Genomic DNA, 25,606 nt, shown 5'->3' with positions numbered 1-25,606 from the left:
GCGCGGCGTCGCCGACGGAGACACGCGATGCCGCCGCTGCGCCTGCTGCTGATCTTCGCCCTCGTCCTGGTGCTGCTCGCCGTCGTGCAGCTCGGCGCGCTCAGCATCGCCTTCGACAAGCTCGGCCTGTCGCCGCAGCGCGCCGGCCTGCTGCTGGCCGTGTCGCTGCTCGGCAGCCTGGTCGACCTGCCGCTGTTCGCACTCGCCGGCGATCCCGGGGCGCCGCCGTTCGTCGACGACGACGGGCGCGAGCATCGCCCCGCCGAGCGCACCGTGGTCGCCGTCAATGTCGGCGGTTGCGTGGTGCCGGTGGCCTTCTCCGCCTATCTGTTCGCGCTCAGCCCGGTGCCCCCCGCCCAGGTCGCGTTCGCGGTCGCGCTGATGACGATGTTCTCGTATTCGGTGAGCGCGCTGCTGCCCGGCGTCGGCGTCGTCACGCCGGTGCTGGTCGTGCCGATCGCCGCGGCCTTCGCCGGCGCGCTGCTCGATCCGGAGAATCGCGCCGTCCTGGCCTATATTGGAGGTACCCTGGGCGTGTTGATCGGTGCCGACCTGATGCGACTCAAGGAGCTGCGAGGCTTGGGCGAACCGCGCGTGTCGATCGGCGGCGCCGGCAGCTTCGACGGCATTTTCATCACCGGCATCCTCGCCGTGCTGATCGCCTGAGGGGGAAGCCGAGAACGAGAGCAACGCACAAGGAGGTCAGTATGGCGCAGCAAATTCCCGAAACGACGGCCAACTACGACGGCGCGCGCGTCTTCGAACGGCCGGATGGCTTCTACTGGCAGGCCCTGGCGGGCGGCGAGGAGTTCGGCCCCTTCCCGAGCCTGGTCGAGGCGATGCGCGACATGCAGGACAGCGAGGCCACTGCCGACGCCGACCTCGAATCCGACGAGACCCTCGCCGAGGCCGAGGACGAGATCGGCATCGCCGACTGGATCGACCCGGAAACCGGCGAGCCGGCCGAGGACGGCGTGCCGCGGCTCGAACAACATTGAGATGGCGGCCGCGCGCGCCACGGACGCTGCGGTCTGCAACGCGCTTGCCGAGCGGCCCGCGCGCAAGGCCGGCGATGCGTTCCGCATCCGCGCCGGCCGCCATGCCTTGCCGCTGAGCGCGGGCCGTGGCGACGAGGTGGCGCTCGGCTCGCCGATGGCCGCCTGCACGGCTGCGGCGAGAAGGCCGCAGCGAGCATCCTGAGGCGGCTCGCCACGGCGGGAGCGGCCGAAGAAGGGGGGGGCGATGAGCGAACGACAAGAATTCCGGCCCTTGCCGGCGGCCGCGCTGTGCCGCCGCTGCGACGCCGCGACACTCGGCTTCGCCAGCACCGCCGAGGTCGCCGACGGCGACGCGTGCGTCGGCCAGGCGCGCGCGACCGAGGCGCTGCGCTTCGGCATCGGCATGCGGCAGCCCGGCTACAACCTGTTCGTGCTCGGCAATGCCGGCAGCGGCCGCCATCCGCTGGTGCGCCGGCTGCTCGAGGAACAGGCGGCCGGCGAGCCGGTGCCGGTCGACTGGTGCTACGTGAACAACTTCAAGTCGCCGAGCACGCCGCGCCTGCTGCAGCTGCCGGCGGGGCGCGGCAGCCAGCTGCGGCGCGACATGCAGCAGTTCGTCTCGGAGCTGCCGCAGGCGATCGCCGCCGGCTTCGAGACCGACGAGTACCGCACGCGCATCGAGGCGATCCGCGACGAGCTGAAGGAGCGCGAGGCGACGGCGCTCAACGAGATCGGTCATGCCGCGCGCGAGCAGGGGGTCGCGCTGCTGCGTACGCCGAACGGCTTCGTCTTCGCGCCGATCAAGGGCGACGAGGCGATGGCGCCGGACGAGTTCGAGCAGCTGCCGGACGAGGAGAAGGCGCGTATCGGCAAGCGGATCGCCGAGTTTGGCGAACGCCTGTCGCGCTTGATGCGCCAGCTCCCGCGCTGGCGGCGCGGCATGCAGGAGCGCTTGCGCGAAGCGAGCCGGGCGACGATGTGGCTGGCGGTCGGCCACCTGATCGAGGAGCTGAAGGAGCGCTACGGTGACCTGCCGGCGGTGCTCGCCTTCCTCGACGAGGTGATGGCCGACGTGGTCGAGGTCGGCGAGGAGCTGCGCGAGCATCCGAAAGCGGACGGCGAGCCGGGCGAGCTGGCGCTGGGCGGCAGCATTTCAGTCGCGCGCTACCAGGTCAACCTGCTCGTCGACCGCGGCGAGGGGCGCGGCGCGCCGGTGGTGGTCGAGGACAATCCGATCTTCCCCAACCTCGTCGGTCGCGTCGATCACGTCGCGCACATGGGCATGCTCGTCACCGATTTCACCTTCATCCGGGCCGGCGCGCTGCAGCGCGCCAACGGCGGCTACCTCGTGCTCGACGCGCTGCGCGTGCTGGCGCAGCCCTACGCCTGGGAGGGGCTGAAGCGCGCGCTGCGCTCGGCGCAGGTGCGCATCGAGTCGCTCGCCCAGGTGTACGGCTTCGGCAGCACGCTGCCGATCGATCCGGAGCCGATGCCGCTGTCGGTGAAGGTGGTGCTGATCGGCGAGCGCCGCCTGTACTACCTGCTGAAGCAGTTCGATCCGGAGTTCGACGACCTGTTCAAGATCGCCGCCGATTTCGAGAACGAACTGCCGCGCGACGACGACGGCGTCCGCGGCTACGCCCGCTTCGTCGCCGCGCTGGCTCGTGCCGGCGGGCTGCGGCCGTTCGCCGCGGCGGCGGTGGCGCGTGTCGTCGAGCACGGTGCGCGGCTGGCCGGCGACGCCGACAAGCTGTCGACCGACCGCCGCCGCCTCGCCGGCCTGCTCGCCGAGGCCGATCATCTCGCCGGCGTCGCCGGCCATGCGACGGTCGAGCGCGGCGACGTCGAGGCGGCGCTGGCGGGGCAGGTCGCACGCGCCGACCGCCTGCGCGGCACGCTGTACGAGCAGATCGCGCGCGGCACGCTGCTGATCGCCGTCGACGGCGTCCATCCGGCGCAGGTCAATGGCCTCGCGGTGATCGACCTCGGCGACTTCCGCTTCGCGCATCCGGTGCGCATCACCGCGACGGCGCGCATCGGCGACGGCGGCGTCGTCGACATCGAGCGCGAGGCGGAGCTCGGCGGCGCGATCCACTCGAAGGGGGTGATGATCCTCGCCGCCTTCCTCGGCGCGCGCTACGCCGCCGAGCAGCCGCTGTCGCTGTCGGCAAGCCTGGTCTTCGAGCAGTCCTACGGTCCGGTCGAGGGCGACAGTGCCTCGCTCGCCGAGCTGTGCGCGCTGCTGTCGGCGCTGTCCGGCGTGCCGCTCCGCCAGTCGCTGGCGGTCACCGGCTCGGTGAACCAGCACGGTCGCGTGCAGGCGGTGGGCGGCGTCAACGAGAAGATCGAGGGTTTCTTCGACGTCTGCCGTGCGCGCGGGCTTTCCGGCGCGCAGGCGGTGCTGATCCCGGCCGACAACGTCAAGCACCTGATGCTGCGCGACGACGTCGTCGCCGCCTGCGCCGAGGGGCGCTTCGCGATCTACGCGGTGGCCCACGTCGACCAGGCGGTCGAGCTGCTCACCGGCGTCGCCGCGGGAGCGCCCGACGCCGCCGGCGTCTTCCCGGACGGCAGCGTGAACGGCCGGGTGGCGGCGCGGCTGGCGCAGCTGTCGTCGCTGCGCAAGGAGTTCGGCGGCGGCGGGCGGAAGAAGGCTCCCCGGCGCTGACGCCGGCGCTCAGCGCGGCGCGTCCGGGCGCATCCGCCACGGCGCGCTGCCGAATTCCTCGACCAGGAAATCGACCATCGCCCGCACCTTCGGCGACAGGTGGCGGCCGCTCGGGTAGGTGGCGAACAGCGGCACCGGCTCGGCGTGATGCCAGTCGGCGAGGATCGGCACCAGTTCGCCGCGGCGGATCGCGTCGCCGACGATGACGTCGGTCAGGCGGATGATGCCGAGGCCGGCGACGGCGAGTTGCAGCACGGTCTCGGCGGTGTTGGCGACGACGTTGCCGCCGACGTTCACGACGCGGATCCCCTCGTCGGTGTCGAACGGCCAGCGGCGCAATGCCGGCAGGCTGGTGATCCACAGGCAGTTGTGCACCTGCAGGTCGTCCGGCGTGCGCGGCGTGCCGTGCCGCTTCAGGTAGGCCGGGGCGGCGCAGATCACCCGCTGCAGGTTGCAGATGCGCCGCGCCACCATCGACGACTCGTCGAGCGGGCCGATGCGCACCGCCAGGTCGATGCCTTCCTCCATCGCCGCCGGCGGCTGGTCGCTGATCGTCATGTCCACACGGATGTCCGGGTAGCGTTCGAGGAAGCGCGGGATCGCCGGCGTCAGCTGGTGCATGCCGAAGGCCGAGCCGCAGTGCAGCCGCAGCAGGCCGCGCGGGCTGGCGTTGGCTTCGGTGACCTCGGCCTCGGCCTCGTCGATCGCGGCGAGGATGCGCTGCGCGCGGCGGAAGAAGACGTCGCCCTCCGGGGTCAGCTGCAGCCGGCGTGTCGTCCGGTGCAGCAGGCGCACGTCGAGGCGGTCCTCCAGCCGGCTGACCAGCTTGGACAACGCCGACGGGCTCAGCCCGAGTTCGCGCGCGGCGGCGGAAAAGCCGCCGTGCTCGACGGCGGTGACGAAGGCGTTCATTTCGGCGGCACGGTCCATGCCGTTATTATGGACGAAAATTCACAAATGTTTTTCCAATGATCCGGATTGTTTGTCTGTGGCGACGTAATTAGAGTTCGTCTTGTGCAATGTTGCACTGCGACAGACGCCAAGGAGTTGATCATGTCCCCCTACGATATCGCCGCCATCGAACGCCGTGCCCGCGAACTGCGTGCCGAGGAGATCCGCCGCCTGAACGGCCTCTTCGCCGAGCGTCTGTGCGTCCTCGGACGCCTGCTGGCGGCGACCGGCTTCAGCGCGGTCATCGCGCTGGCCGAAGCGATCCGTCCGCTGTTCTCGTGGAATCCGCAGGCCGGCGCCGCGCCGGCCGCCAAGCCGCGGGCGACGCTCGCGGTGCGCGCCAACCGCATCGCCCGCCGCCTCTTCGCCTGGAACCCGGAAGTCCATCACCACGTCTGAGCCTGCGCCGGACGCCGTCCCGGCCGCTGCGCCGGGGCCGGCGCGCGGCGGCCGCTGCCCCGCCGCCGGGGATCGTGATAGGCTTGTCGCCTTTTCAAAACTCCCCGCCGCCGCAGCAATGACTACCCCGCCGTCCACTCCCTCGCCGATGCAGTCGGCGCGCGCCCTGCTCAAGGACCTGCAGGAACAATACGCCGTCTTCCGCGAGTGCCGCCCGCTGGCGATCGGCGTGGACAAGCAGCTGCTCGCCGCCAGCCCCGACCTCGACCGCAAGGTGCTGCGCCTGGCGCTGCGCAACCACACCGCGTCGGTGCGCTACCTGAAGGCGATGGAGAAGGCGACGCAGCGCTTCGACCTCGCCGGCAACGCCGTCGCCGAGGTGCTCGACGAGCACCGCGCGCATGCCGCCGAGACGCTGAAGGACCGCTTCCGCAAGGAGGCCGAGCAGCGTCGCGCCAAGGTGGAGGCGGAAAAGGCCGAGGAAGCGGCGCAGCGCCGCGCGGAAAAGCTCAACCAGCTCGCCGCCAAGTTCGCCAAGCGCTGAAAATGCGGACGGCGCCCTCGGGCGCCGTCCGTCGTCCGTTCTGCCCGCGTTCACCCGGCCAGCCAGGCGAGCAGCCCGGCCAGCGCCGCCCCGCCGGTGGCCAGCGTCGCCAGCCGGCGCGGCGAGCCGTGCAGCCGCCCCCACATCCAGAAGCCGGACAGCGCCAGCGCGCCGAGGCCCAGCGCGACGGTGTCGGAGAACAGGATCCACGCCGTGCCGGTGCCGATCGCCATATGCAGCCGCGCCAGGTACAGCCACAGGTTCGGCCGCGTCAGGCGCGCCTCGGCCTGGGCGCCGCCCGCCCAGTAGTCGACCCGGACCGACTGCGACGGCGTGTCCGCGGTCAGCGTCCAGCGCGCCGGCTGGCGCAGCGGCCGCCCGTCCCACTCCACGCTGCGCCCGGGTTCGATGCGCACCTTGAAGCTGCCGGCGTCGACGCCGAGCGGCGCCGCCACCAGCGCCGCCAGCGCCGCCGGGTCGGCTGGCCGCTCCGCGAGCGGCAGCACGTGCGCTACCTCCTGCTTGTCGAGCGCCGGAATCTTCATCTGCGCGCGGTGGTTGAGCAGGAATCCGGTCAGCGCGAAGAGCAGCACCATCCCGGCCAGCGCCATCCCGCACCACGCGTGCAGGCGGCGCAGCCACTTGCGCGGGTTGGCGCGGGGCGGGGGCGGCTGCTTCGCGCGCATCGCGGCCGACGATCAGAAGCCGAGGCGGGCGGTCAGCATGACGCTGCGCGGCGTGCCCGGGGCGATCTGGAAGTTGTTGGTGGCCGACTCGTAATAGACGCGGTCGGTCAGGTTGCGCAGGTTGAGCGCCAGCTCGACCTTCTGCAGCGTGTAGGTGAGCGCCGCGTCGATGCGCGTGTAGGACGGCAGGCGCGCGGTGTTGTCGGAGAACGCGTAGCGGTCGCCGACGTAGTAGGCGCCGACGCCGGCACGCCAGTGCGCGGCGAAGTCCTTGCTCAGCCACAGGTTAGCGGCCTTGGTCGGCACGTTGGCCGGCCGGTTGCCGACCGGTGCGGCGGCATCGTTCGACTTGGTGGTGCGCGGGTCGAGGCGGGTGACGCCGCCGTAGAGGCGCCAGCCGCCGCCCAGCTCGCCGGTGGCGTCGAGCTCGATCCCTTCATGCACCTGCTCGCCGACCTGCAGCGTCTGTCCCGGGTTGTTCGGGTCCGGCGTCGCGATGTCGGTCATCGCGATGCGATAGATGGCGGCATTGACGGCCAGCCGGCCGCCGAAAAATTCGTTCTTGTTGCCGACCTCGTACTGCGTCGATTGCGTCGGCTTCAGGTTGACGTCGGCGGCCGAGCCGAACAGCAGGTCCTCGGCCTTCGGCTGGAACGAGCGGGCGCCGGACACGTACCAGCTGGTCGCCGCGTTCGGCTGGTAGATCACCCCGGCGCGCGGGCTCCACTTGCGGTCGGTGCGCTCGAGCGGGCCGCTCCTCACGCCGTTGAGCAGGCCGGCCTTCTGCGCCTGGTCGAAGACGTCGTAGCGCAGGCCGGCGACCGCCTTCCATTGCGGCGAGAAGCTGATCTGGTCCTGCACGTAGACGGCGTCGGTGACCGCCGTGAAGCGCGTGTCGTAGGTCTTGTTGGCGGCGGTGAACGCGGGCTCCGGCGCGGTGTATTGCGGGTCGTACAGGCTGATGTTCGGCGCCGTCGTCCGCCACACTTGCAGCCGCCCCTTCTGCCAGCCGTGCTCGACGCCGGCGAGCAGCAGGTGTTCGACGCCGCCCAGGCGCAGCTTGTGCGTCAGGTCGGCCTGGGCGAAGACGAAGTCCTTCTCCTTCGGGAAGCGCAGCGTCTGCCGGCGGACCTGCGTGTTGTTGGCGGCCAGCCCGATGTTGCGGGTGTTGATCGCGTCGAGCTCCATCGTGTTGGCGCGCAGCGTCGCCTTCAGCTGCGTGTCGGCGGAGAAGGCGTGCTCCAGCGTCAGCCCGGCGTTGGCGGTGTCGCGCTCGCTGAAGTCGAATTTCTCGCCGTAGAAGTTGCGCACCGACACCTTCGCCGGCTTGCCGTTCACCGCGGGAATGCCGCGGTCCGGCGTGCGCTCGTGGTGCTGCCACTCGAACTGCGCGAGCAGGCTGGTCGCCGGCGCGACCTTGAATTCGACGCTGCCGGCGAGCGTCGACAGTTCGTGGTCGATGCGGTCGCGGAACTGGCCGTCCTTCTCGTAGGCGCCGGTCAGGCGGTAGTTGGCGCCGGCCGCCAGCGCGCCGCCGAGGTCCCATTCGACGCGGCCGAAGTCGTCGCTGCCGACCGAGGTCTGGATTTCGCGCCGGGTCTCGGCGGTCGGCTTCTTGGTCACGCGGTTGATGATGCCGCCGGCCGAGCCGCGGCCGAACAGCATCGCCGCCGGACCCTTCAGCACCTCGACGCGGTCGATGTTCGAGAAGTCGCGGAAGCCGGCGGTGTCGCGCACGCCGTCGACGTAGGTGTCGAGCTCGGCGGAGAAGCCGCGGATCGTGAACTGGTCGCGGCGGCCTTCGCTGGCGCCGGCGAAGACGCCGGGCACGTTGCGCAGCGCGTCGGCCATGCGCACCACGCGCTGCTCGCGGATCAGGGTCTGCTCGACGACGTTGATCGTCTGCGGCACGTCGAGCGGCGCGCTGTCGGTCTTCGTCGCGCTACGCACGCTCGGTACGCGGAAGGCAGGGGCGGCGGGGTCGGCGTCGGCGCGCACTTCGACCGGGGCCAGGGTGGTTTCTTCGGCGCCGGCGGCAGCCGAAACGAAGGCCGCCGCCACGGCGACGGCGATGCGTCGTGGTGTCATGTTTTCTCCAGGGGGCAGGGTGCGGCGGGGCCGCGGGGCGAGGCTGGCTGGGTCGGAGAACCGTGGCTGGCGCGACAGGCGTTCCGCGGCGCAGACTAGGCGATGGGCTCGCCGGGTTGTGCACAAATGGGAATGCTTATCATTCGCCGCGCATTGTAGTGAGGCGGCCCGGTGCCGTCAATCGGGGGACGGCCGCTGCGCCAACGAAAACGGCGCCCGCAGGCGCCGTCCGTGCGGGCCGATGGCCGCTCACTTGCCGGCGGTCTGCGCCAGCTTCTCCTCGATCTTTGCGAGCGGCACCGCCCCCGGGATGCGCTCGCCGTCGACGAAGAACAGCGTCGGCGTGCCGTTGATGTTCAGCTTGCGCCCGAAGTCCTGGTTCTTGGTGATCGCCGTCGTGTCGCAATCGGTCTTGCCGGTCGGCGCCTTGCCATCGACCATCCAGTCGTTCCACGCCTTGGCGCGGTCGGCCGCGCACCAGATCGCCTTCGACTTGTCGACCGAATCCTGCGACAGGATCGGGTAGAGGAAGGTGTAGATGGTGACGTTGTCGAGCTTCAGCAGTTCCTTCGCCAGCCGCTTGCAGTAGCCGCAGTTGGGGTCCTCGAACGAGGCCAGCACGCGCTTGCCGTCGCCGCGCACCTGCTTCACCGCGCGCTCGAGTGGCAGGTCGTTCCACTTGATCGCGGTCAGCTTGTTCATCCGTTCCTGCGTCACGTTGCGCATCGTCTTGCCGTCGATCAGCGGGCCGAGGATGAAGGCCGTGCCCTTCTCGTCGCCGTAGAGGATCTGGCCGTCGGCGTAGATCTCGTAGAGCCCGAGGTAGCCGGACTTGGTGACGCTGTCCGCCTTGGCGCCGAACTTCGCCTCGAAATTCCTTTTCACCGAGGCTTCGTCGGCGACGGCGGCGATTGCCAGCGTGGCGCCGAGCAGGGCCGGCAGCAGTTTCTTCAGCATGCAGTTCTCCAGTGGGGTGGTCGGTCAAAAGCCGCCCAGCGCGTAGCGGGCGAGCATGTTCTTTAGGAGCGGCAAAGCGTTGGTCAGGTTCATTCCGAGGTTGCGCAGCGGCTTCAGTCCCGGCAGCTCGGCCTTGAACAGCCGGCGCAGCGCGTCGGTGCCGGTCTGCAGCAGCAGCACTTCCTCCTTGCGCGCGCGCTGGTAGCGCTCGAGCACGCGCAGGCTGCCGATGTCGTGCCAGGGCTGGCAGGCGGCGAGCGTCTCGGCGAGCGCGCGCGCGTCCTGGTAGCCGAGGTTGATGCCGTGCCCCGAGAGGGGGTGGATGCCGTGCGCGGCATCGCCGACCAGTGCCAGCCGCGGCGCCACCACCTGCGGCACGTGCATCAGCCGCAGCGGGAAGGCGACGGCCGGCGTCAGCGGCGACAGCGCCCCGAGCGCGTGGCCGCCGGCGGCGGCGACGCGGGTGCACAGTTCGTCGGGCGGCAGCGCGACCAGTTCGTCGGCGAGCTCGTCCGGCGCCGACCAGACGATCGAGATGCGCTTCTCGGGCAGCGGTAGGTACGCGAGCACGCCGTCGTCGCGGAACCATTGATAGGCGATGCCGCGGTGCGGCCGCTCGCAGGCGAAGTTGGCGACGACGCCCTGCTCGTTGTAGTGCGTGTCGAAGGCGTCCAGCCCGCAGGCGCGGCGCAGCCAGGAGTCGCGGCCGTCGGCGGCGACCAGCAGGCGCGCCGAGAGCGTGCGGCCGTCGGCCAGCCCGAGCAGCGCCGCGTCCTCGCGCATCTCGACGCGCTGCGGCGAGCCGGGGCAGAAGAGGGTGACGTTGCCCTGGCGCTTGACGTTCTCCCACAGCTCGCAGGCCATCAGCGAGGATTCGAGGATGAAGCCGAGTTCGCCGACGCCGGTCTCGTAGGCCGAGAAGTCAAGCCGCGCGCCGGCGTCGCCGTAGACCTGCATCGCGCTGATCGACGCGATGCGCGTGGCGTCGAGGTGTTTCCAGACGCCGATGCCGTCGAGGAAGCTGCGGTTCGCCGGGCTGATCGCATAGACGCGCGCGTCCCAGCCTTCCGGTCGCCGCGGCGGGCGCTGTTCGAGAAGGGCGATGCGCAGGGAGGTGTCGCGCAGGGCGCAGGCCAGCGACAGGCCGGCCAGTCCGCCGCCGACGATGATCAGGTCGAAGTGCATGGTGGGCGAGAAACGGGAGAGGGGATTTTGCCTTGTGCCGGCGCCGTTTTACAAGTAAAACCCGGGGCGTGGAAGCTTCCCTCCGCTATTTCCCCGCCGTCGTCCGCTCCGAGCACGAGTCCGCGCTCGACGCGCTGGTCGCGCTCGACCTGCCGCGCGACGAGGCGATGGACCTCGTCGTCGCCGCCTGGGGACAGCCCGGCGGCGCCATCCTCGCCGCCGCCGACGGCGGCCGCGCGGTCGCCGCGGTGCCGCTCGCCGACGGCCGCTGGGCTGCCTGCAACGCCTATCCCGAGCAGTCCTGCGCCTCGCCCGCCGACGCCGAGCGGCGCCTCGGCAAGCTCGCCAAGCGCGGCCGCCGCGGGCTGGTCGCCGCCGTCGCCGCGCGCTGAAACCTTCCTCCCGGAAATTTGTCAAAGTGTTACAAAAATCGCTTGACCTGCCTTTTATTTTGTATCACGATTAATTCGTTAGGTAAAAACAAACGCCGGCAAGAGCGCCGCCTGGCACCGAGCAAGGAATGAACCGCCAACCGAGGAGACAACGCATGGCCAAGGAAAAATTCGCGCACCTGATGGAGCTGCCGCCGGAAACCGCGCAGCCGAACGTCTACCCGCTCAACTGGACGAGCAAGACGAAGCGCATGGAGGAGATCTGGGACGCCTCGCAGCGCGAGTACTGGGATCCGAAGAAGCTGCCCTGGGACACCTTCGACGTCAGCCGGTACAGCTGGGAGCAGCGCGAGGCGATCGCCTACTGGTGGTCGATCCTGTCGGTGTTCGACGCCTCGGCGCCGCCGGTCTTCGCCGCCGCGCTGATCAAGACCTACGAGGCGCACGAGGAGGACCCGGTGCGCCGCTGCTTCTTCTCGGTGACGCGCGATGAGCAGAACCACGAGCAGATGTGCGGCATGGCCATCACCAAGCTGCTGGACGCGCCGTCCTACCTCGAGTACGAGCCGAAGACCGAGATCGGCAAGAAGGCGAAGAAGAACGTGCAGTGGCTGTACTTCAACGGCGGCCGTTACTGGGAGGGCTACAAGCAGGCGGTGCCGAAGTACAGCCTGGCCGTGCTCTTCTCGTCGTTCCTGATGGGCGAGATCGCCGCCGCGACGATCTTCCACCAGATGGCCGCCGGTTGCACCGAGCCGGTGTTCAAGGAAGCCTTCCGCATGATCGGCCGCGACGAGGGCCGGCACATGGCGATCTGCATGACGATGATGGAGCGCGACTATCCGAAGATGGCCGCCGAGGACAAGCCGATGATCACCAAGCAGATTCGCGCCGGCTACCTGTTCCTCTCCGGCGTGCTGTTCGAGCCGCCGATCGAGTTCTGGGACATCGCCGAGGACTTCATCCCGGCGCAGCGCGAGATCGAGACGGTGGCCCGCTCGGCCGGTTTCTTCATCCCCGAGTACGAGGCGAAGAAGGAGAACTGGAAGAACGCGATGCTGAATCTCAAGGGCGTGCTCGACAAGTACGGCATCCCGTTCCCGGCGATCCCGGAGGTCGGCATCACCGGCGAGGAAATCCTGGACATCCATATGGAAGATATCATCCCGGTCTTCTGATCGGCGCCGGGGCGAAAGTGCGCGCCGTCATGCTGCGTTGCGCGCCCGCTTGTGTGCGATTTGCACACGGCGCGGTCGCGCGCCTTGCCTGACGGCGCTACTTTTTCGCCCGGGAACCGTTCGTTGCGCTGAACTGCCGAAAAGAAAACCGCCCCAACCCCGACCGAGTGCCATCATGAAAAAAATCCGCCTCTACCCCTCCGGCCGCGAGGTCGACTGCGCCGACGGCGACACCGTGCTGCATGCGCTGGAGAAGGCCGGCTATGCGCTGCCGAACAACTGCCGCGCCGGCGCCTGCGGCGAGTGCAAGGTGCGCGTGCGCGAGGGCCAGTTCGACCAGGGCATGGTGCTCGACATGGCGCTGTCGCAGGACGAGCGCAAGCAGGGCTACGGCCTGATGTGCATGGCCAAGCCGCTGTCCGAGGATCTGGTCATCGAATGGGGCACCGAGGACGCCAAGCCGAAGCTGTTCGCGCCGCGCGAGAACGTCAGCTTCGTCGTCACCGACAAGGTCATGCGCACGCCGCGCATCGTCGAGCTGACGCTGATGCCGCTCGGCCAGCCGCTGCGCTTCTGGCCGGGGCAGTACGTGCAGCTCGGCGGCGGCCGCGTCGGCATTCCCGACCGCTCGTACTCGATCGCCAACGCGCCGCGCGCGGACGGCGCGATCGTGCTGCAGGTGGCGAAGGCCGACGACGGTGCGACCAGCGTCTGGATCCACGACGAGCTGAAGGTCGGCGACCTGGTCCGCCTGTCCGGGCCGTACGGCACCTTCATCGGTGATCCGGCGGTGAATACGCCGGTGCTGTGCCTCGCCGCCGGTTCCGGGCTGGCGCCGATCCTGTCGCTGGCCGACGCGGCGCTGCGCCGCGGCTATGCGGCGCCGGTGGCGCTGGTCTTCTCGGCGCGGACCAAGGACGACGTCTACGACTCGGGGCTGATGGCCTACTGGCAGATGAAATACCGCAACTTCCGCTTCATCCCGACGCTGACGCGCGAGCAGGCGCCGGGGCTGCAGCACGGGCGCGTGCCGGAGATCCTGCCGAAGCTCTTTCCCGACCTCTCGGCGCACAGCGTGTTCGCCGCCGGCAGCCCGGAGTTCGTCGACGCCTGCGTCGCCGCGGCGAAGGCGCTCGGTGCGCAGGACGGGCTGATCCACACCGAGGGTTTCTTCGCGCAGGACCCGATCGCCGTCGCCGGTTAGCGGCCGGCGGACGCCGGCCGCGCGGGAGTCAGATGCCGTACTGGTGCACGGCCTTGCGCATGCGCTGGACGACGTTCTCGAGGTAGTCGACCATCGCCGTCGTCTGTTCGACGGCAGCGACGTTCTGCTCGGTCATCGTCGCCACCTGCTCGAGGTCCCTGCCCAGCTCGGTCATCGCCGCCTGCTGCTCCCGCGACGCGTGCGTGATGTCGGACACCATGCGCACCGTCTGCGCCATCTCGTCGTTGATCCGGCGCAGCGCGCTCTCGGTCTCGCCGACCAGCTCGACACCGCTGGCGACGTGGCGGGCGCCGTCGCGCATGCCGCCGACCGCAGTGCCGGTCTCGTCCTGGATGGTCTGGATCATGCCGCTGATTTCCTGCGTCGCCTTGCTGGTGCGTTCGGCGAGCTTCCTGACCTCGTCGGCGACGACCGCAAAGCCGCGTCCCTGCTCGCCGGCGCGCGCCGCCTCGATCGCCGCGTTCAGCGCCAGCAGGTTGGTCTGGTCGGCGATCTCCTTGATGACGCCGGCGATGCGGCTGATCTCCTCGGAGCGCGCGCCGAGTGATTCGACGTGCTCGGCCGAACGCTGCACGGTGTCGGCCAGCGTGCGGATCGTCGCCGTCGCCTCGCTGGTCACGCGGGCGCCGCTCTGCGCGGTCGTTCCCGCCTGCTCGGCCGCGCTGCGCGTCTCCTGCGCGTTGGCCGCGACCTCGCCGATCGATACCGTCACCTGCTCGGCGGCGGCGGCCGCGGCCGAGGTCGCGCGGCTCTGCTCCTCGGCCGCCTTGTGCACGTCCTTGACCCCCGCGTTCACCTCACCGGTCGCGTAGTCGACCTGGCCGGCGACGTCGCCGATGCCCTGCAGCACGGCCTGGATGCTGGAGACGAACTTGTCCGTCTTGCGCGCGATGCCGCCGACCACGTCGCGGCGCGAGAGGTCGAAGCGCTGGCGCAGGTCGCCGGTGCGCAGCACGCGCTCGAGCCACTCCGAGGTCGCGTCGAGGTCGCGGTTGACCCCCGGCGCATAGGCGACCAGGAAGAACAGCGAGCCGAGCAGGGTCAGCGTCGCGAAGGCGGCGACGGCGCTCGCCGGCAGCGCGACGCCGGCGGCGCTGCCGAGCAGCAGCAGCGCCGAGGCAGCGACGCCGGCCAGCCCGGCCAGCGACATCTGCGCGCGCAGGCTGAACAGCGCGTTGACCCAGGCCGGCCGCCGCTTGACGACGCGGCCGTGCTCGACGTAAAGCGAGGTGTCGCCTTCGCGCACGCGTTTGTAGGCGGCCTCGGCGGCTTCGATTTCCTCGCGCGTCGGCCGGCTGCGCACCGACTGGTAGCCGACTACCTGCCCGTTCTCGCGCACCGGCGAGACGTTGGCGACGACCCAGTAGAAGCCGCCGTCCTTGCGCCGGTTCTTGACGATGCCGCGCCACGGACGGCCGTTCTTCAGGTCGCGCCAGAGGTCCTCGAAGGCCGCCGGCGGCACGTCGGGGTGGCGGACGATGTTGTGGTTCCTGCCCACCAGCTCCTCGCGGCTGAAGCCGCTCACCTGGCAGAAGGCCTCGTTGGCCTCCTCGGTGATCCCTTTCAGGTCGGTGCGCGAATAGATGAACTCACCTTCCGGGAGCAGTGTCTCCACGTCGGTGACGGGTAGGTTGATTTTCACGTCTGTTATCCCTGTGTATTCGTGTTGTTATCGCGGATTGCGTTGCACGATCCGTGCCTGCGATTATAGGTAGGGGCGTGCTACCGAAATGTGAAATGTTGGCTACCGGCAGCACGGGCTCGGCCGCGGATTGTGTCGGGACTGTGTGATTCACCGGCGTGGTGCGCGGTGGCGGGAAAGTGGGCCAAAATGATGCGCACGGTATGCCGCGGTCGCGGCCGGGAGGAATGTGATGAGCAACGACGAAGCGCTGCTGTCGATCATCTATGTCAGTTCGGCGACCCGTCTGCTCGCCGACGACGAACTGGAACAACTGCTGCGCGCGGCGCGCGAGCACAACGCCTGGCGCGGCATTACCGGCCTGCTGCTCTACGGCGACGGCAACTTCATGCAGCTGCTGGAGGGGCCGGAAAGCGAGGTCGCCGCGCTGTACGCGCGCATCCAGCGCGACCCGCGCCACCACACGGTGATCACCGTGCAGAAGGAGCTCGGGCTGCCGCGCGAGTTCGTCGACTGGTCGATGGCCTACCGCAGGGTCGACGCGCCGACCTGGCTGCGCCTGTCGCGCGGCATCGGCGCCGACGGCCGGCCGCTGCGGTTGAGCGCCGCCAAGGGCGTGCTGCAGGATTTCTGGGCCGCGCTGGGCTGAGGCCGCGCGCTGCCGTCGGCGGCTACTTCGGCCGCTTGTCGATCACCCGCCGGGCCTTGCCGACCGAGCGCTCGATGCCGCCGGTCTCCTGGATGCGGATCGCGGCGGAGACGCCGATCAGCGTCTTGATGCGGTGCGCGAGGTGCTTCGCCACCTCCGCCTGCTGTGCGGCGCCGATGTGCGCGAAATTCGGCTTCAGCTCGACGAGCACCGCGAGCTCGTCCATCCGCCCCTCGCGCGTCACCTCCAGCATGTAGTGCGGGGCGAGCTTCTCCTCCTGCAGCACCAGTTCCTCGACCTGCGACGGGAAGACGTTCACGCCGCGGATGATCAGCATGTCGTCGGAGCGGCCGGTGATCTTGCCCATGCGCCGGAACGAGCGCGCCGTCGGCAGCAGCAGCCGGGTCAGGTCGCGCGTGCGGTAGCGGATCACCGGGAAGGCTTCCTTGGTCAGCGAGGTGAATACCAACTCGCCCTCGCTGCCGTCGGGCAGCACCTCGCCGGTCGAGGGGTCGATGATCTCGGGGTAGAAGTGGTCCTCCCAGATCGTCGGGCCGTCCTTCGTCTCGACGCACTCGTTGGCGACGCCGGGGCCCATCACTTCCGAGAGGCCGTAGATGTCGACGGCGTCGATGCCCATCCGGCGCTCGATCTCCTGCCGCATCTGCTCGGTCCACGGCTCGGCACCGTGGATGCCGAGGCGCAGCGAGCAGTCGGCCGGATTCAGCCCCTGCCGCTCGAACTCGTCGGCGATCGCCAGCATGTAGGAAGGCGTGACCATGATGATGTCCGGCTGGAAGTCCTGGATCAGCTGCACCTGCTTCTCGGTCTGCCCGCCCGACATCGGGATCACCGCGCAGCCGAGCCGCTCGGCGCCGTAGTGCGCGCCGAGGCCGCCGGTAAAGAGGCCGTAGCCGTAGGCGACGTGCACGAGGTCGCCGGGCTTGCCGCCGGCGGCACGGATCGAGCGCGCGACGAGGTTGGCCCAGTGGTCGATGTCGTTCAGCGTGTAGCCGACGACGGTCGGCTTGCCGGTGGTGCCGGACGAGGCGTGCACGCGGGCGAGCTTCTCGCGCGGCACGGCGAACATGCCGAAGGGGTAGTTGGCGCGCAGGTCCTGCTTCGTCGTGAACGGGAATCTGGCGAGGTCGGCGAGCGACTTCAGCTCGTCGGGGTGTACGCCGGCGGCGTCGAACTTCGCCTTGTAGTGCGGCACGTTGTCATAGGCGTGCTTGAGCGACCATTTCAGCCGTTCCAGCTGCAGCGCGGCGATCTCGTCGCGGCTGGCGGTTTCGATGGGGTCGAGCTTGGCTCCGTTGGGGATGGCTTGCAGCATGGTTTGTCTCCTCGCTGTCTTCGTGGATGCAATTGCGGCGCTTAAACGCGCTCTACGATCATTGCGATGCCCTGGCCGACGCCGATGCACATCGTCGCCAGGCCGTAGCGCCCTTGCGTGCGGTGCAACTGGTTGATCGCGGTCGTCACCAGCCGCGCGCCGCTCATGCCGAGCGGGTGGCCAATGGCGATCGCGCCGCCGTTCGGGTTCACGCGCGGGTCGTCGTCGGCGAGGCCGAGCTGGCGCAGCACGGCGAGCCCCTGCGCGGCGAAGGCCTCGTTCAGTTCGATGGTGTCCATCTGCGCCAGCGAGAGGCCGCAGCGCGCCAGCAGCTTCCGCGTCGCCGGCGCCGGGCCGATGCCCATGATGCGCGGCGGCACGCCGGCGGTCGCCATGCCGACGACACGCGCGCGCGGCACGAGGCCGAAGCGCTTCACGGCCTCCGCCGAGGCGACGATCAGCGCGCAGGCGCCGTCGTTCACGCCGGAGGCGTTGCCGGCGGTGACCGACAGTTCGGGGCCGTTCACGCCCTTCAGCTTCGCCAGCTGCTCGATCGTCACGTCCGGTCGCGGATGCTCGTCGGTATCGAAGACGAACGCTTCGCCTTTCTTCTGCGCCAGCGTCACCGGCACGATCTCGCCCTTGAAGAAGCCGGCCGCGTTCGCCGCCGCCCAGCGCTGCTGGCTGCGCAGCGCGAAGGCGTCCTGGTCGGCGCGCGCGACGCCGAACTCGGCGGCGACGTTGTCGGCCGTCTCCGGCATCGAATCGATGCCGTACTGCGCCTTCAGCAACTTGTTGACGAAGCGCCAGCCGATCGTCGTGTCGTACACCGCGTTGCTGCGCGAGAACGCGCTCTCGGCCTTGGGCATCACGAACGGCGCGCGGCTCATCGATTCGACGCCGCCGGCGATCACCAGCTCGGCCTCGCCGCAGCGGATCGCGCGCGCCGCGGTGCCGACCGCATCCATGCCTGAGCCGCACAGCCGGTTGATCGTCGTCCCCGGCGCCTCGACCGGCAGCCCGGCGAGCAGCGCCGCCATGCGCGCGACGTTGCGGTTGTCCTCGCCGGCCTGGTTGGCACAGCCGTAGATCACGTCGTCGACGGCCGCCCAGTCAACACCGGGGTTGCGCTCGACCAGCGCCCGGATCGGCAGCGCACCGAGGTCGTCGGCGCGCACCGAAGCGAGAGTGCCGCCGTAGCGGCCGATCGGCGTGCGGACGGCGTCGCAGATGAAGGCCTCACGCATGCGCTTCTCCTTCGTCGAAGAAATGCCCCTTGATCCGGGTCGAGCGGCCGCGGAAGACGGCGATCAGCTCGTCCTGCTCGTTCTTCACCTCGATGTCGTAGACCCCGCTGCGGCCGCCCTGGTGCCGTGCGTGGCCGTGCGCGGTCAGCGTCTGCCCCTTGTGCGCCGGCGCGATGAAGTTGATATCGACGCCGGAGGCGACGGTGCGCACATTGAAGGTGTTGCAGGCGTAGGCGAAGGCCGAGTCGGCGAGCGCGAAGATGAAGCCGCCGTGGCAGATGTCGTGGCCGTTGACCATGTCCTCGCGCACCGTCATCCGTGCCACCGCCTCGCCCGGGGCGACGCGCACCAGTGAAATGCCGAGGCCCTGCGCCGCCCGGTCGTCGGGCCACATCGCCGCGGCGCAGCGTTCGGCGACCTGCTGCGGCGAGAGCGTCATCGTCGCCCCGCTCATTTGCCGGTGAAGCGCGGCGCGCGCTTTTCCATGAAGGCGGCGACGCCTTCGCGGTAGTCGTGGCTGCGGCCGAGCTCGTCCATGAAATCGCGCTCGATCGTCAGCTGGTCGTCGAGCGGGTTGCTCCACGAGGCGCGCAGCGCCTGCTTGGTGCGCGCGAAGCCGCGCGTCGGGCCGGCGGCGAAGCCTTTCGCCAGCGTGCGCGCCTCGTCCATCAGCTGCGCGTCGTCCACGCACTTCCAGATCATTCCCCAGGCTTCGGCCTTCTCCGCCGGCAGCTTGTCGCCGGTCAGCGCCAGCCCCAGCGCCCGCGCGTCGCCGACCAGCCGCGGCAGGAACCAGGTGCCGCCGGTATCCGGGATCAGGCCGATCTTGCAGAAGGCCTGGATGAAGCTGGCCGAGCGCGCCGCGAGCACGATGTCGCAGGCCAGCGCGAGGCTGGCGCCGGCGCCGGCGGCGACGCCGTTCACCGCGCAGACGACCGGCATCTCCAGCTGCTTGAGCTGCAGCACCAGCGGCTTGTACCAGGTCTCGACCGACTCGCCGAGGTTCGGCGGCGCGCTGCTGGCGGCAACGCTGCGGTCGGACAGGTCCTGGCCGGCGCAGAAGCCGCGCCCGGCGCCGGTCAGCAGCACGGCGCGCGCCTCGCGCGCGGCGCGGTCGAGCGCGCCGCGCAGTTCCAGGTGCATCTCGGTGTTGAAGCTGTTCAGGCGGTCCGGGCGGTTCAGCGTGATCTGCGCGACGCCGTCCTCCAGCGCATAGAGAATGCTTTGTTCGGACATGGATCGAATCTCCGTCGGGTCTTGTCGTCCAATTGGTTGTCCCAATGGCGGTTGTCCAATGGCGAGCCACTTGCCATGGTCGGCGATTGGTGGTTTGATTATGGCACAGCAAATTAGTTTGACAAAAACAAATTCAACCGGCCGCAAGCCACCCCGGCCCCGAGGAGAAATGACCATGACGCATCCCCTGTTCGACAAGCACCGCGCGACCCTCGACGGCGCGCTGAACGCCATCCGCACGCGCGGCTACTGGTCGGCCTACCCCGAGATGCCGAGCCCGAAGACCTACGGCGAGACCGCGCAGGCCGACGGCAAGGCCGCCTTCGACGCCTGCCTCGGCAAGGAATTCGCGCTCGACCAGCCGGGCCGGCGCGGCACGGTGGCGAGCGAGACCTCGCCCTACGGCGTGCCGCTCGCCGTCGCCTACCCGAAGTGCGACCCCGACGCGCTGGTCGCCGCCGGCCTCAAGGCGATGCCCGCCTGGCAGCGGATCGGGGCGGAGGGCCGCGCCGGCGTCTGCCTGGAGATTCTCGAGCGGCTGAACAAAAGGAGCTTCGAGATCGCCACCGCGGTGATGATGACCACCGGCCAGGGCTGGATGATGGCCTTCCAGGCCGGCGGCCCGCACGCGCAGGACCGCGGGCTGGAGGCGGTGGCCTATGCGTACCAGGCGCAGGCCGAGGTGCCGGCCGCGGCGCACTGGGAGAAGCCGCAGGGCAAGAACCCGCCGCTGGTGATGGAAAAGCGCTTCGAGGTGGTCGGCCGCGGCGTCGCGCTGGTCGTCGGCTGCGGCACCTTCCCGACCTGGAACACCTACCCCGGCCTGTTCGCGGCGCTGGCGACCGGCAACGCGGTGATCGTCAAGCCGCACCACAACGCGATCCTGCCGGCGGCGATCAGCGTGCGCATCGCGCGCGAGGTGTTGGCCGAAGCCGGCCTCGACCCGAACCTGGTGATGCTGTTCGCCACCGACCAGCCGGCCGAGACGCAGGCGCTGGCCAAGCATCCCGACGTCGCGTCGATCGACTTCACCGGCGGCAACGCCTTCGGCGAGTGGCTGTATGCCAATTGCCGCGGCAAACAGGTCTACGCCGAGCTCGCCGGCGTGAACAACATCGTCATCGACGGCACCGACAACTACAAGGGCATGCTCAGGAACCTCGCGTTCACGCTGTCGCTCTACGCCGGCCAGATGTGCACGACGACGCAGGCGATCCTGGTGCCGGCCGGCGGCATCGACACGCCGGAGGGCAAGGTGCCGTTCGACCAGGTCGCCGCCGACCTCGGCGCCGCGATCGACAAGTTCCTCGCCGACCCGGCGGTGGCCACCGCGGTGCTCGGTGCGATCCAGAGCCCGGACACGCTGGCGCGCATCGGGAAGGCCTCGCAGTGGGGCGAGGTCGTGCTCGCGTCGAGGCAGATCGCGCATCCGGAATTCCCGGAGGCCGAGGTGCGCACGCCGGTGCTGCTGAAATGCGACGCGGCCGACGAGGCGGCGTGGCGCGAGGAGCGCTTCGGTCCGATCGCCTTCGTCGTCCGGGTCGCCGACACGCCGGCTGCGATCGCGCTCTCCGAGCGCGTGGTGAAGGAACGCGGCGCGCTGACCGTCGGCCTGTATACGACGCAGCAGGAGGTCATCGACGCGATGACCGAGGCCACCTGGCGCGGCAAGGTTGCGCTGTCGATCAACCTCACCGGCGGCGTCTTCGTCAACCAGTCGGCGGCCTTCTCCGACTACCACGGCACCGGCGGCAACCCGGCGGCGAACGCGTCGTACGCCGACGCCGCCTTCGTCGCCAACCGCTTCCGCGTCGTGCAGCGGCGTTGGCACGTCTGAGCATGCGCTCGCCGACCACTACCCTCGGCGTCGTCGGCGCCGGCGCGATGGGCCGCGGCATCGCGCAGATCGCCGCGCAGGCCGGCTGCCGCGTGCTGCTTTGCGATGTGCGTGATGGCGCCGCCGCCGAGGCGCGGACGGCGGTCGTCGCGCAGTGGGGCCGGCTGGTCGAGAAGGGCCGGCTTTCCGCCGAGGCCGCCGCAGCCGCCGGGGGGCGGCTGGAGGTGGTCGACGGACTGCCGCCGCTGGCCGCTGCCGATCTCGTCGTCGAGGCCATCGTCGAGAACCTCGACGCCAAGCGTGCGCTGTTCCGCCAGCTCGACGACATCGTTCGGCCCGACTGCGTGCTGGCGACCAACACCTCGTCGCTGTCCGTCACCGCGATCGCCGCGGGTACGGCGGACCCGGCGCGCGTCGCCGGCTTCCACTTCTTCAACCCGGTGCCGCTGATGAAAGTAGTCGAGGTCGTCGCCGGCGCGCTCACTGGCGACCGCGCGCTCGAGCTGCTGGCGACGCTCGCCGGCGAATGGGGGCATGCGCCGGTGCGCGCCGCCGACACGCCCGGCTTCATCGTCAACCATGCCGGGCGCGGCTACGTCACCGAGGCGCTGGCGATGCTGCGCGACGGCGTCGCCGACGTGGCGACGATCGACGCCATCCTGCGCGACGCCGCCGGCTTCAAGCTCGGCCCGTTCGAGCTGCTCGACCTGACCGGGCTCGACGTCTCGCATCCGGTGATGGAGTCGATCTACCGCCAGTACTACGACGACCCGCGCTACCGGCCGTCGCCGATCGCCGCGCAGCGTCTCGCCGCCGGCCTGCTCGGCCGGAAGAGCGGGCGCGGCTTCTATCGCTACGACGGCGGCGCGAACCCCGCGCCGGCCCTGCCGGCGGCGCCGGCGTGGACCGGCCCGGTATGGGTCGGCAACGCGCAGCCGGACGCCGCCGACGCCGCACGCGCGTTGCTGCACAAGCTCGGTGTGCGGGTCGAGGGCGGCATCCGCCCGAGCGAGTCGGCGCTGATCGTGGTCACGCCGCTCGGCAGCGACGTCAGTGCCTGCGTCGCCGGCGAGGGCCTCGACGCGCTGCGCACGGTCGGCCTGGATACGTTGTTGCCGCTCGCCCGCCGGCGCACGCTGATGCGTTCGCCGGCGACCGATCCGGCGGTCGCCGCGCAGGCGCAGGCGCTGTTTTCCGCCGATGGCGTGCCGGCGTCGCTGATCGACGACAGTGCCGGCTTCGTCGCCCAGCGCACGCTGGCGACGATCGTCAACATCGGCTGCGAGATCGTGCAGCAGCGCGTCTGCTCGCCGGCCGACCTCGACCGCGCGGTCGAACTGGGGCTGGGCTACCCGCAAGGGCCGCTGGCCTGGGGCGACGCGCTCGGCGCCGGGCGCGTGCTGGCGATCCTGCGCGCGCTGCAGGTGCGCACCGGCGACATGCGCTACCGCCCGAGCCTGTGGCTGGTGCGGCGCGCGGAACTGGGGATGTCGCTGCGGGACTGAACCCGCGCGGCGGGGCGTCGCTGCGGACGCCCCGGGACGGCTAGATGCCGAGGATCTTCATCGCCTTCGCCAGCGTGTCCACCGATTCCTGGTGCTTGCCGGCCTTGTGCAGGGTTTCGCCTTCGGCGCGCAGCTTCTTCACTTCCGCCATCTGCTCGGCGTTGAGTGTCGGGTTCTTGGCGAGCGTGTCGTCGATCTTCTTCATGTCCATCGGACAGTGGGCGGCAAAGGCCGAGGTGCTGGCGAGCAGGGCGACGACGGCGATCAGTTTGCGCATTGACATGGCGGTTCTCCTTCGGGTTGGGATGCTTCTTCTCGGCGGCGGCCGTTGCTGCGGAGTCCGGTCCCGCAAGCCCTTGGTTCCCCGTGCGCCGGCGAAGTTCCCGAACGCGTCGGAAGCGTCTCGGTCGCCCGCCAGGCGGACTTCCTCACGAGGCACGCTGGATCGTGAAGGCGTTCCCAGGGGTACGTCGCTCAGTCGACGGCGATGTCGCCGAGCCGGCGCGGCGTGCCGCTGCCGTCGAGCTGGAAGATGCTGCCGCCGCCCGATGGCGTGCCGGCGTCGGTGAAGGCGTTGATCGTGAGCTGGTGGGTGACGAGGATCACCGGCGGTCCGTCGACCGGCAGCCGGGCGAGAAAGGCGCGCAGCTCGCCGATGATCCGCTCGCGCGCCTGCGCTTGCCCGTAGAACGAGTTCAGCGCCGGCAGCGGCGTCACCGGGCCGAGGCCGAGCAGGCGGGCGGTCTCCAGGCAGCGGCACCACTCGCTGGAATAGACCTGCGCGCCGGCGATGCCGGCGGCGCGCAGGCGCCCGCCCAGCGCGCGCGCCTGCGCGCGGCCGGTCGCGTCGAGGTTGCGTTGCGTCGCGCAGTCGCCGGCCACGAAGCCGGGCGGATCGCCGTTTCCCGGCGCCAGCGCATGGCGCAGCATCAGCACGCGGCCGGGCTTGGCGAGCTCGGTGAGCGGCAGCGCAGCGGCGGCGCCCCCCGGCGCCGCGCCGGCGAGCAGGCCGCCGGCAAGCAGGGCGCACAGCGATCGACGCGTTCGGGAAAGGGGCATGGCGGGCGGCATGGTCGGCAACGGGAGATTGGATCGCGTGCCGACGATCCGGTTCGGTCAGCCTTGCGCGCGTCCGGGACAAAACGCTGAATGCCTCTTTCCAGCGAGGAGCCGCTGGTATCCGAATTCCACAAGACGTTGACTTGTCGCACGGGAGTTGCTGCCGCGGGTTGTTGCATCGCTATAGGCGTTCGATCTGTTCCGGCAGGCCGTAAAGGTTGCTGCTGCGCGCAGAGGTGCAACGGAACCAACAATTGTCGAGGTCTGTGTGTGTTGTTTATCCACTTCCGCGAAGACGGAAAATCCAATACTGAAACGTGTCGTCCGGGGCTCCCAAGGTGGTTGCGTGCACGTAGTTTTCCAGGAACTCCGGGTGCTTGATCAGCAGCGTGAAGATGGGGTAGATCGTGTGCGGATCCAGGTGCAAACGCTGGTTGCTCGGAACGATGATTGCTGCCGGCTTGCGCCGGATTGCTGCCGTCACGAAACGTTCGCTATTCATGGCGATTGGTGGCGAAGTCATCTCTCGGCTATTGAGGCAATATGCATCGATGACAGGGGCGTCGTTCAGGTACGGGACGAGTCCTGCGTCGCCAATCAGGTAGCTGGCGCCAGCAGGTAGCTCCCGGTGTAGCCATTCTGCGAGCGTCGCCCTTGCTGTCATCCGTTGTGCATACCTTTCGGCGTCGTGAGCAAGGGTGGTGAGAGATGGATGGAACGACAGCATCGCTAGCGCGAGCGCGGCGATGAGCATTGTCCCTTCGATTGACGCCGGACGAGCACCGGGAAGTGCCGTAGCCAGCCGTTGCATCCCCGCGGCTGCAGCGACCAATAGCACTGCGAATGCCGCCAGGAAATGGCGATTCCAATTGCCGATGATCGGGTCGGTACGGTAAAGAACAAGTGCGTAGAGTGCTGGCAACAGCAGGAATGGCAGGAGACGAAGGTCAAATCGACGCGGCAGCGTGAGCGCGACGAGGATTGCGAATGGCCATGCCAAGAATGCGAAGTCCATGACCAGCTGTCCATAGGGGCCCGGATACACGATCTTGCAATATGCTGCATTTGGCACGAGACGACCGAAATGCTGCCATTTCCAGAGCGTATAGATGAGATAGGGGACCAGGAAGGCCGCACTGAATGAGACAACCCCCCTTACGCCGGCTCGCCGTTCGATACGGCCGATGCCGACGCCGGACAGCAGCGTTGTACCGAGAGCGATCCCAATCAGCGGACCTTCCGGTCGTGTCAGTGCAAGCAGGAATACGAGGCCGCCGGCTAACGCCATCGCCTGGGAAGAAACTGCCCATGGGGTGTCCTGCACACTAATCCCGCGGGTGAAAGCCAGCATGGCAGCGATGACCAGCATTTGATAGGTCGCTGTTTCGAGTCCGCTGACAGTCCACCAATACGTACCGGGATAGGCCGTGAGCACAATCACCGGAATCAGCGCTATAGCCGGGCCTGCCCAGATGCGAGCGAGTGCATAGCACAGCCCGGCGCCTGCTGCCAGCGATAGGCTGGCAGTAGCTTTAACAGTTATGACCGGGTCGTAGCCAAGGCCAATGGCAGCTGCGGCAAGAAGGACGTAGAGAAAGTTCGAGTAGCCTTCTACCGCGGGGGATTCCCCAATGTTCCAGACGATGCCGTCTCCTTGAGCGAGATGCCTGGCGTAGCGCAAGGTGATGAATGCGTCGTCGGTTGTAAATGGCCAGGCAGCAGACAGTTGACAGGTCGTCGAAAAAACAAGCCAGCCGACCGAGAGCGCGACAATCCAGCGCCAGCTTCGCGGCATGAACGCGATTTCCCTGGGCGGTCGAGGAC

General features: G+C 69.5%; 25 protein-coding genes. 12 read left to right on the top strand and 13 right to left on the bottom strand.

Annotated features, from left to right (window positions below; translation table 11 throughout):
* The first annotated feature begins 27 nt into the window (after positions 1–27).
* Genes IWH25_RS01015 through IWH25_RS01000 form a run of 4 tightly spaced genes read left to right on the top strand, consistent with a single transcriptional unit; the run spans position 28 to position 3,666 of the window.
* Positions 28–666: a DUF1614 domain-containing protein gene (locus IWH25_RS01015; protein ID WP_203387504.1), complete on the top strand. Its 639-nt coding sequence runs from the start codon at positions 28–30 to the stop codon at positions 664–666.
* A 41-nt stretch (positions 667–707) separates the two neighbouring features.
* Entirely contained in the window at positions 708–998 is a 291-nt protein-coding gene (locus IWH25_RS01010) for a hypothetical protein (RefSeq protein WP_203387503.1), read from the top strand.
* A 1-nt stretch (position 999) separates the two neighbouring features.
* Positions 1,000–1,200 carry a hypothetical protein gene (locus IWH25_RS01005; RefSeq protein ID WP_203387502.1) on the top strand — a complete coding sequence of 67 codons (201 nt, stop codon included), beginning with the start codon at positions 1,000–1,002 and terminating at the stop codon, positions 1,198–1,200.
* Positions 1,201–1,242: 42 nt separating this feature from the next.
* On the top strand, positions 1,243–3,666 hold the full coding sequence (locus IWH25_RS01000; protein WP_203387501.1) for a Lon protease family protein: 2,424 nt from the start codon (positions 1,243–1,245) through the stop codon (positions 3,664–3,666).
* Positions 3,667–3,675: 9 nt separating this feature from the next.
* Here IWH25_RS01000 and IWH25_RS00995 read toward each other — a convergent pair whose 3' ends face one another.
* Positions 3,676–4,596 (bottom strand): LysR family transcriptional regulator, encoded by a 921-nt coding sequence (locus IWH25_RS00995; protein WP_203387500.1) that lies wholly within the window; start codon positions 4,594–4,596, stop codon positions 3,676–3,678.
* A 123-nt stretch (positions 4,597–4,719) separates the two neighbouring features.
* Here IWH25_RS00995 and IWH25_RS00990 point away from each other — a divergent pair, with 123 nt between their 5' ends.
* Positions 4,720–5,016 carry an RSP_7527 family protein gene (locus tag IWH25_RS00990; RefSeq protein WP_203387499.1) on the top strand — a complete coding sequence of 99 codons (297 nt, stop codon included), beginning with the start codon at positions 4,720–4,722 and terminating at the stop codon, positions 5,014–5,016.
* Positions 5,017–5,134: 118 nt separating this feature from the next.
* On the top strand, positions 5,135–5,560 hold the full coding sequence (locus IWH25_RS00985; RefSeq protein WP_203387498.1) for a ProQ/FINO family protein: 426 nt from the start codon (positions 5,135–5,137) through the stop codon (positions 5,558–5,560).
* Between the two features lie 50 nt (positions 5,561–5,610).
* On the opposite strand, the gene IWH25_RS00980 is transcribed toward IWH25_RS00985, so the two are convergent.
* From IWH25_RS00980 to IWH25_RS00965, 4 genes are all read right to left on the bottom strand, one after another.
* The gene (locus tag IWH25_RS00980; RefSeq protein WP_203387497.1) at positions 5,611–6,246 is read right to left on the bottom strand and encodes a PepSY-associated TM helix domain-containing protein; all 636 of its coding nucleotides are present in this window, start codon (positions 6,244–6,246) and stop codon (positions 5,611–5,613) included.
* A 12-nt stretch (positions 6,247–6,258) separates the two neighbouring features.
* Positions 6,259–8,334 carry a TonB-dependent receptor gene (locus IWH25_RS00975; protein ID WP_203387496.1) on the bottom strand — a complete coding sequence of 692 codons (2,076 nt, stop codon included), beginning with the start codon at positions 8,332–8,334 and terminating at the stop codon, positions 6,259–6,261.
* 249 nt (positions 8,335–8,583) lie between these two features.
* Positions 8,584–9,291 carry a DsbC family protein gene (locus tag IWH25_RS00970; protein ID WP_203387495.1) on the bottom strand — a complete coding sequence of 236 codons (708 nt, stop codon included), beginning with the start codon at positions 9,289–9,291 and terminating at the stop codon, positions 8,584–8,586.
* Positions 9,292–9,315: 24 nt separating this feature from the next.
* On the bottom strand, positions 9,316–10,476 hold the full coding sequence (locus tag IWH25_RS00965) for a UbiH/UbiF family hydroxylase (protein WP_203387494.1): 1,161 nt from the start codon (positions 10,474–10,476) through the stop codon (positions 9,316–9,318).
* A gap of 68 nt (positions 10,477–10,544) precedes the next feature.
* Between IWH25_RS00965 and IWH25_RS00960 the strand changes: the two genes are divergently transcribed.
* The 3 genes from IWH25_RS00960 (at position 10,545) to IWH25_RS00950 (ending at position 13,250) form a co-directional block, all read left to right on the top strand.
* The gene (locus IWH25_RS00960) at positions 10,545–10,868 is read left to right on the top strand and encodes a hypothetical protein (protein ID WP_203387493.1); all 324 of its coding nucleotides are present in this window, start codon (positions 10,545–10,547) and stop codon (positions 10,866–10,868) included.
* A gap of 155 nt (positions 10,869–11,023) precedes the next feature.
* Entirely contained in the window at positions 11,024–12,046 is a 1,023-nt protein-coding gene (locus IWH25_RS00955; RefSeq protein ID WP_203387492.1) for a diiron oxygenase, read from the top strand.
* 175 nt (positions 12,047–12,221) lie between these two features.
* A complete protein-coding gene (locus IWH25_RS00950; protein ID WP_203387491.1) occupies positions 12,222–13,250 on the top strand; it encodes a 2Fe-2S iron-sulfur cluster-binding protein in 1,029 nt (342 codons plus the stop codon).
* 28 nt (positions 13,251–13,278) lie between these two features.
* Here the strand turns inward: IWH25_RS00950 and IWH25_RS00945 are convergent, their stop codons facing one another.
* Positions 13,279–14,913, bottom strand: a complete 1,635-nt coding sequence (locus IWH25_RS00945; protein ID WP_203387490.1) for a methyl-accepting chemotaxis protein — start codon at positions 14,911–14,913, stop codon at positions 13,279–13,281.
* A 232-nt stretch (positions 14,914–15,145) separates the two neighbouring features.
* Between IWH25_RS00945 and IWH25_RS00940 the strand changes: the two genes are divergently transcribed.
* Positions 15,146–15,562, top strand: a complete 417-nt coding sequence (locus tag IWH25_RS00940) for a BLUF domain-containing protein (protein WP_203387489.1) — start codon at positions 15,146–15,148, stop codon at positions 15,560–15,562.
* Positions 15,563–15,584: 22 nt separating this feature from the next.
* Here the strand turns inward: IWH25_RS00940 and paaK are convergent, their stop codons facing one another.
* From paaK to paaG, 4 genes are read right to left on the bottom strand one after another with little or no spacing between them, the layout of a single operon-like run.
* The gene (paaK, locus tag IWH25_RS00935; RefSeq protein ID WP_203387488.1) at positions 15,585–16,898 is read right to left on the bottom strand and encodes a phenylacetate--CoA ligase PaaK; all 1,314 of its coding nucleotides are present in this window, start codon (positions 16,896–16,898) and stop codon (positions 15,585–15,587) included.
* Between the two features lie 41 nt (positions 16,899–16,939).
* Positions 16,940–18,145, bottom strand: a complete 1,206-nt coding sequence (gene pcaF / locus IWH25_RS00930) for a 3-oxoadipyl-CoA thiolase (protein ID WP_203387487.1) — start codon at positions 18,143–18,145, stop codon at positions 16,940–16,942.
* Positions 18,138–18,584 (bottom strand): hydroxyphenylacetyl-CoA thioesterase PaaI, encoded by a 447-nt coding sequence (gene paaI, locus IWH25_RS00925; RefSeq protein ID WP_203387486.1) that lies wholly within the window; start codon positions 18,582–18,584, stop codon positions 18,138–18,140. The genes pcaF and paaI overlap by 8 nt, the downstream gene beginning before the upstream one ends.
* A gap of 11 nt (positions 18,585–18,595) precedes the next feature.
* A complete protein-coding gene (gene paaG, locus IWH25_RS00920; protein ID WP_203387485.1) occupies positions 18,596–19,381 on the bottom strand; it encodes a 2-(1,2-epoxy-1,2-dihydrophenyl)acetyl-CoA isomerase PaaG in 786 nt (261 codons plus the stop codon).
* 175 nt (positions 19,382–19,556) lie between these two features.
* On the opposite strand from paaG, the gene paaN reads away from it, so the two are divergent.
* On the top strand, positions 19,557–21,218 hold the full coding sequence (gene paaN, locus IWH25_RS00915; RefSeq protein ID WP_203387484.1) for a phenylacetic acid degradation protein PaaN: 1,662 nt from the start codon (positions 19,557–19,559) through the stop codon (positions 21,216–21,218).
* Positions 21,219–21,220: 2 nt separating this feature from the next.
* Positions 21,221–22,723, top strand: coding sequence for a 3-hydroxyacyl-CoA dehydrogenase (locus IWH25_RS00910; RefSeq protein ID WP_203387483.1), 1,503 nt, complete (start codon positions 21,221–21,223; stop codon positions 22,721–22,723).
* Positions 22,724–22,763: 40 nt separating this feature from the next.
* Here IWH25_RS00910 and IWH25_RS00905 read toward each other — a convergent pair whose 3' ends face one another.
* The 3 genes from IWH25_RS00905 to IWH25_RS00895 form a co-directional block, all read right to left on the bottom strand.
* A complete protein-coding gene (locus IWH25_RS00905) occupies positions 22,764–23,006 on the bottom strand; it encodes a cytochrome c-type biogenesis protein (RefSeq protein WP_203387482.1) in 243 nt (80 codons plus the stop codon).
* A gap of 191 nt (positions 23,007–23,197) precedes the next feature.
* Positions 23,198–23,782 (bottom strand): histidine phosphatase family protein, encoded by a 585-nt coding sequence (locus IWH25_RS00900; RefSeq protein WP_203387481.1) that lies wholly within the window; start codon positions 23,780–23,782, stop codon positions 23,198–23,200.
* Positions 23,783–24,059: 277 nt separating this feature from the next.
* A complete protein-coding gene (locus tag IWH25_RS00895) occupies positions 24,060–25,577 on the bottom strand; it encodes a hypothetical protein (RefSeq protein ID WP_203387480.1) in 1,518 nt (505 codons plus the stop codon).
* Between the last annotated feature and the right edge of the window lie 29 nt (positions 25,578–25,606).

Source organism: Azospira restricta (assembly GCF_016858125.1).
Taxonomy (GTDB): domain Bacteria; phylum Pseudomonadota; class Gammaproteobacteria; order Burkholderiales; family Rhodocyclaceae; genus Proximibacter; species Proximibacter restrictus.
The sequence above is the reverse complement of the archived record's forward strand: the minus strand, read 5'-3'. Positions and strand labels throughout refer to the sequence as shown.

Bases quoted from the DNA above. Each gene is read 5' to 3' on its own strand.
- IWH25_RS00905 (WP_203387482.1), bottom strand. From the start codon at position 23,006: ATGTCAATGCGCAAACTGATCGCCGTCGTCGCCCTGCTCGCCAGCACC.
- IWH25_RS01015 (WP_203387504.1), top strand. From the start codon at position 28: ATGCCGCCGCTGCGCCTGCTGCTGATCTTCGCCCTCGTCCTGGTGCTG.
- IWH25_RS00965 (WP_203387494.1), bottom strand. From the start codon at position 10,476: ATGCACTTCGACCTGATCATCGTCGGCGGCGGACTGGCCGGCCTGTCG.
- IWH25_RS00985 (WP_203387498.1), top strand. From the start codon at position 5,135: ATGACTACCCCGCCGTCCACTCCCTCGCCGATGCAGTCGGCGCGCGCC.
- IWH25_RS00895 (WP_203387480.1), bottom strand. From the start codon at position 25,577: ATGCCGCGAAGCTGGCGCTGGATTGTCGCGCTCTCGGTCGGCTGGCTT.
- IWH25_RS00970 (WP_203387495.1), bottom strand. From the start codon at position 9,291: ATGCTGAAGAAACTGCTGCCGGCCCTGCTCGGCGCCACGCTGGCAATC.
- paaI (WP_203387486.1), bottom strand. From the start codon at position 18,584: ATGACGCTCTCGCCGCAGCAGGTCGCCGAACGCTGCGCCGCGGCGATG.
- IWH25_RS00940 (WP_203387489.1), top strand. From the start codon at position 15,146: ATGAGCAACGACGAAGCGCTGCTGTCGATCATCTATGTCAGTTCGGCG.
- IWH25_RS00955 (WP_203387492.1), top strand. From the start codon at position 11,024: ATGGCCAAGGAAAAATTCGCGCACCTGATGGAGCTGCCGCCGGAAACC.
- IWH25_RS00950 (WP_203387491.1), top strand. From the start codon at position 12,222: ATGAAAAAAATCCGCCTCTACCCCTCCGGCCGCGAGGTCGACTGCGCC.
- IWH25_RS00900 (WP_203387481.1), bottom strand. From the start codon at position 23,782: ATGCCCCTTTCCCGAACGCGTCGATCGCTGTGCGCCCTGCTTGCCGGC.
- IWH25_RS00990 (WP_203387499.1), top strand. From the start codon at position 4,720: ATGTCCCCCTACGATATCGCCGCCATCGAACGCCGTGCCCGCGAACTG.
- IWH25_RS00975 (WP_203387496.1), bottom strand. From the start codon at position 8,334: ATGACACCACGACGCATCGCCGTCGCCGTGGCGGCGGCCTTCGTTTCG.
- paaK (WP_203387488.1), bottom strand. From the start codon at position 16,898: ATGCTGCAAGCCATCCCCAACGGAGCCAAGCTCGACCCCATCGAAACC.
- IWH25_RS01010 (WP_203387503.1), top strand. From the start codon at position 708: ATGGCGCAGCAAATTCCCGAAACGACGGCCAACTACGACGGCGCGCGC.
- IWH25_RS00995 (WP_203387500.1), bottom strand. From the start codon at position 4,596: ATGGACCGTGCCGCCGAAATGAACGCCTTCGTCACCGCCGTCGAGCAC.
- IWH25_RS01000 (WP_203387501.1), top strand. From the start codon at position 1,243: ATGAGCGAACGACAAGAATTCCGGCCCTTGCCGGCGGCCGCGCTGTGC.
- paaG (WP_203387485.1), bottom strand. From the start codon at position 19,381: ATGTCCGAACAAAGCATTCTCTATGCGCTGGAGGACGGCGTCGCGCAG.
- IWH25_RS00980 (WP_203387497.1), bottom strand. From the start codon at position 6,246: ATGCGCGCGAAGCAGCCGCCCCCGCCCCGCGCCAACCCGCGCAAGTGG.
- paaN (WP_203387484.1), top strand. From the start codon at position 19,557: ATGACGCATCCCCTGTTCGACAAGCACCGCGCGACCCTCGACGGCGCG.
- IWH25_RS01005 (WP_203387502.1), top strand. From the start codon at position 1,000: ATGGCGGCCGCGCGCGCCACGGACGCTGCGGTCTGCAACGCGCTTGCC.
- IWH25_RS00910 (WP_203387483.1), top strand. From the start codon at position 21,221: ATGCGCTCGCCGACCACTACCCTCGGCGTCGTCGGCGCCGGCGCGATG.
- pcaF (WP_203387487.1), bottom strand. From the start codon at position 18,145: ATGCGTGAGGCCTTCATCTGCGACGCCGTCCGCACGCCGATCGGCCGC.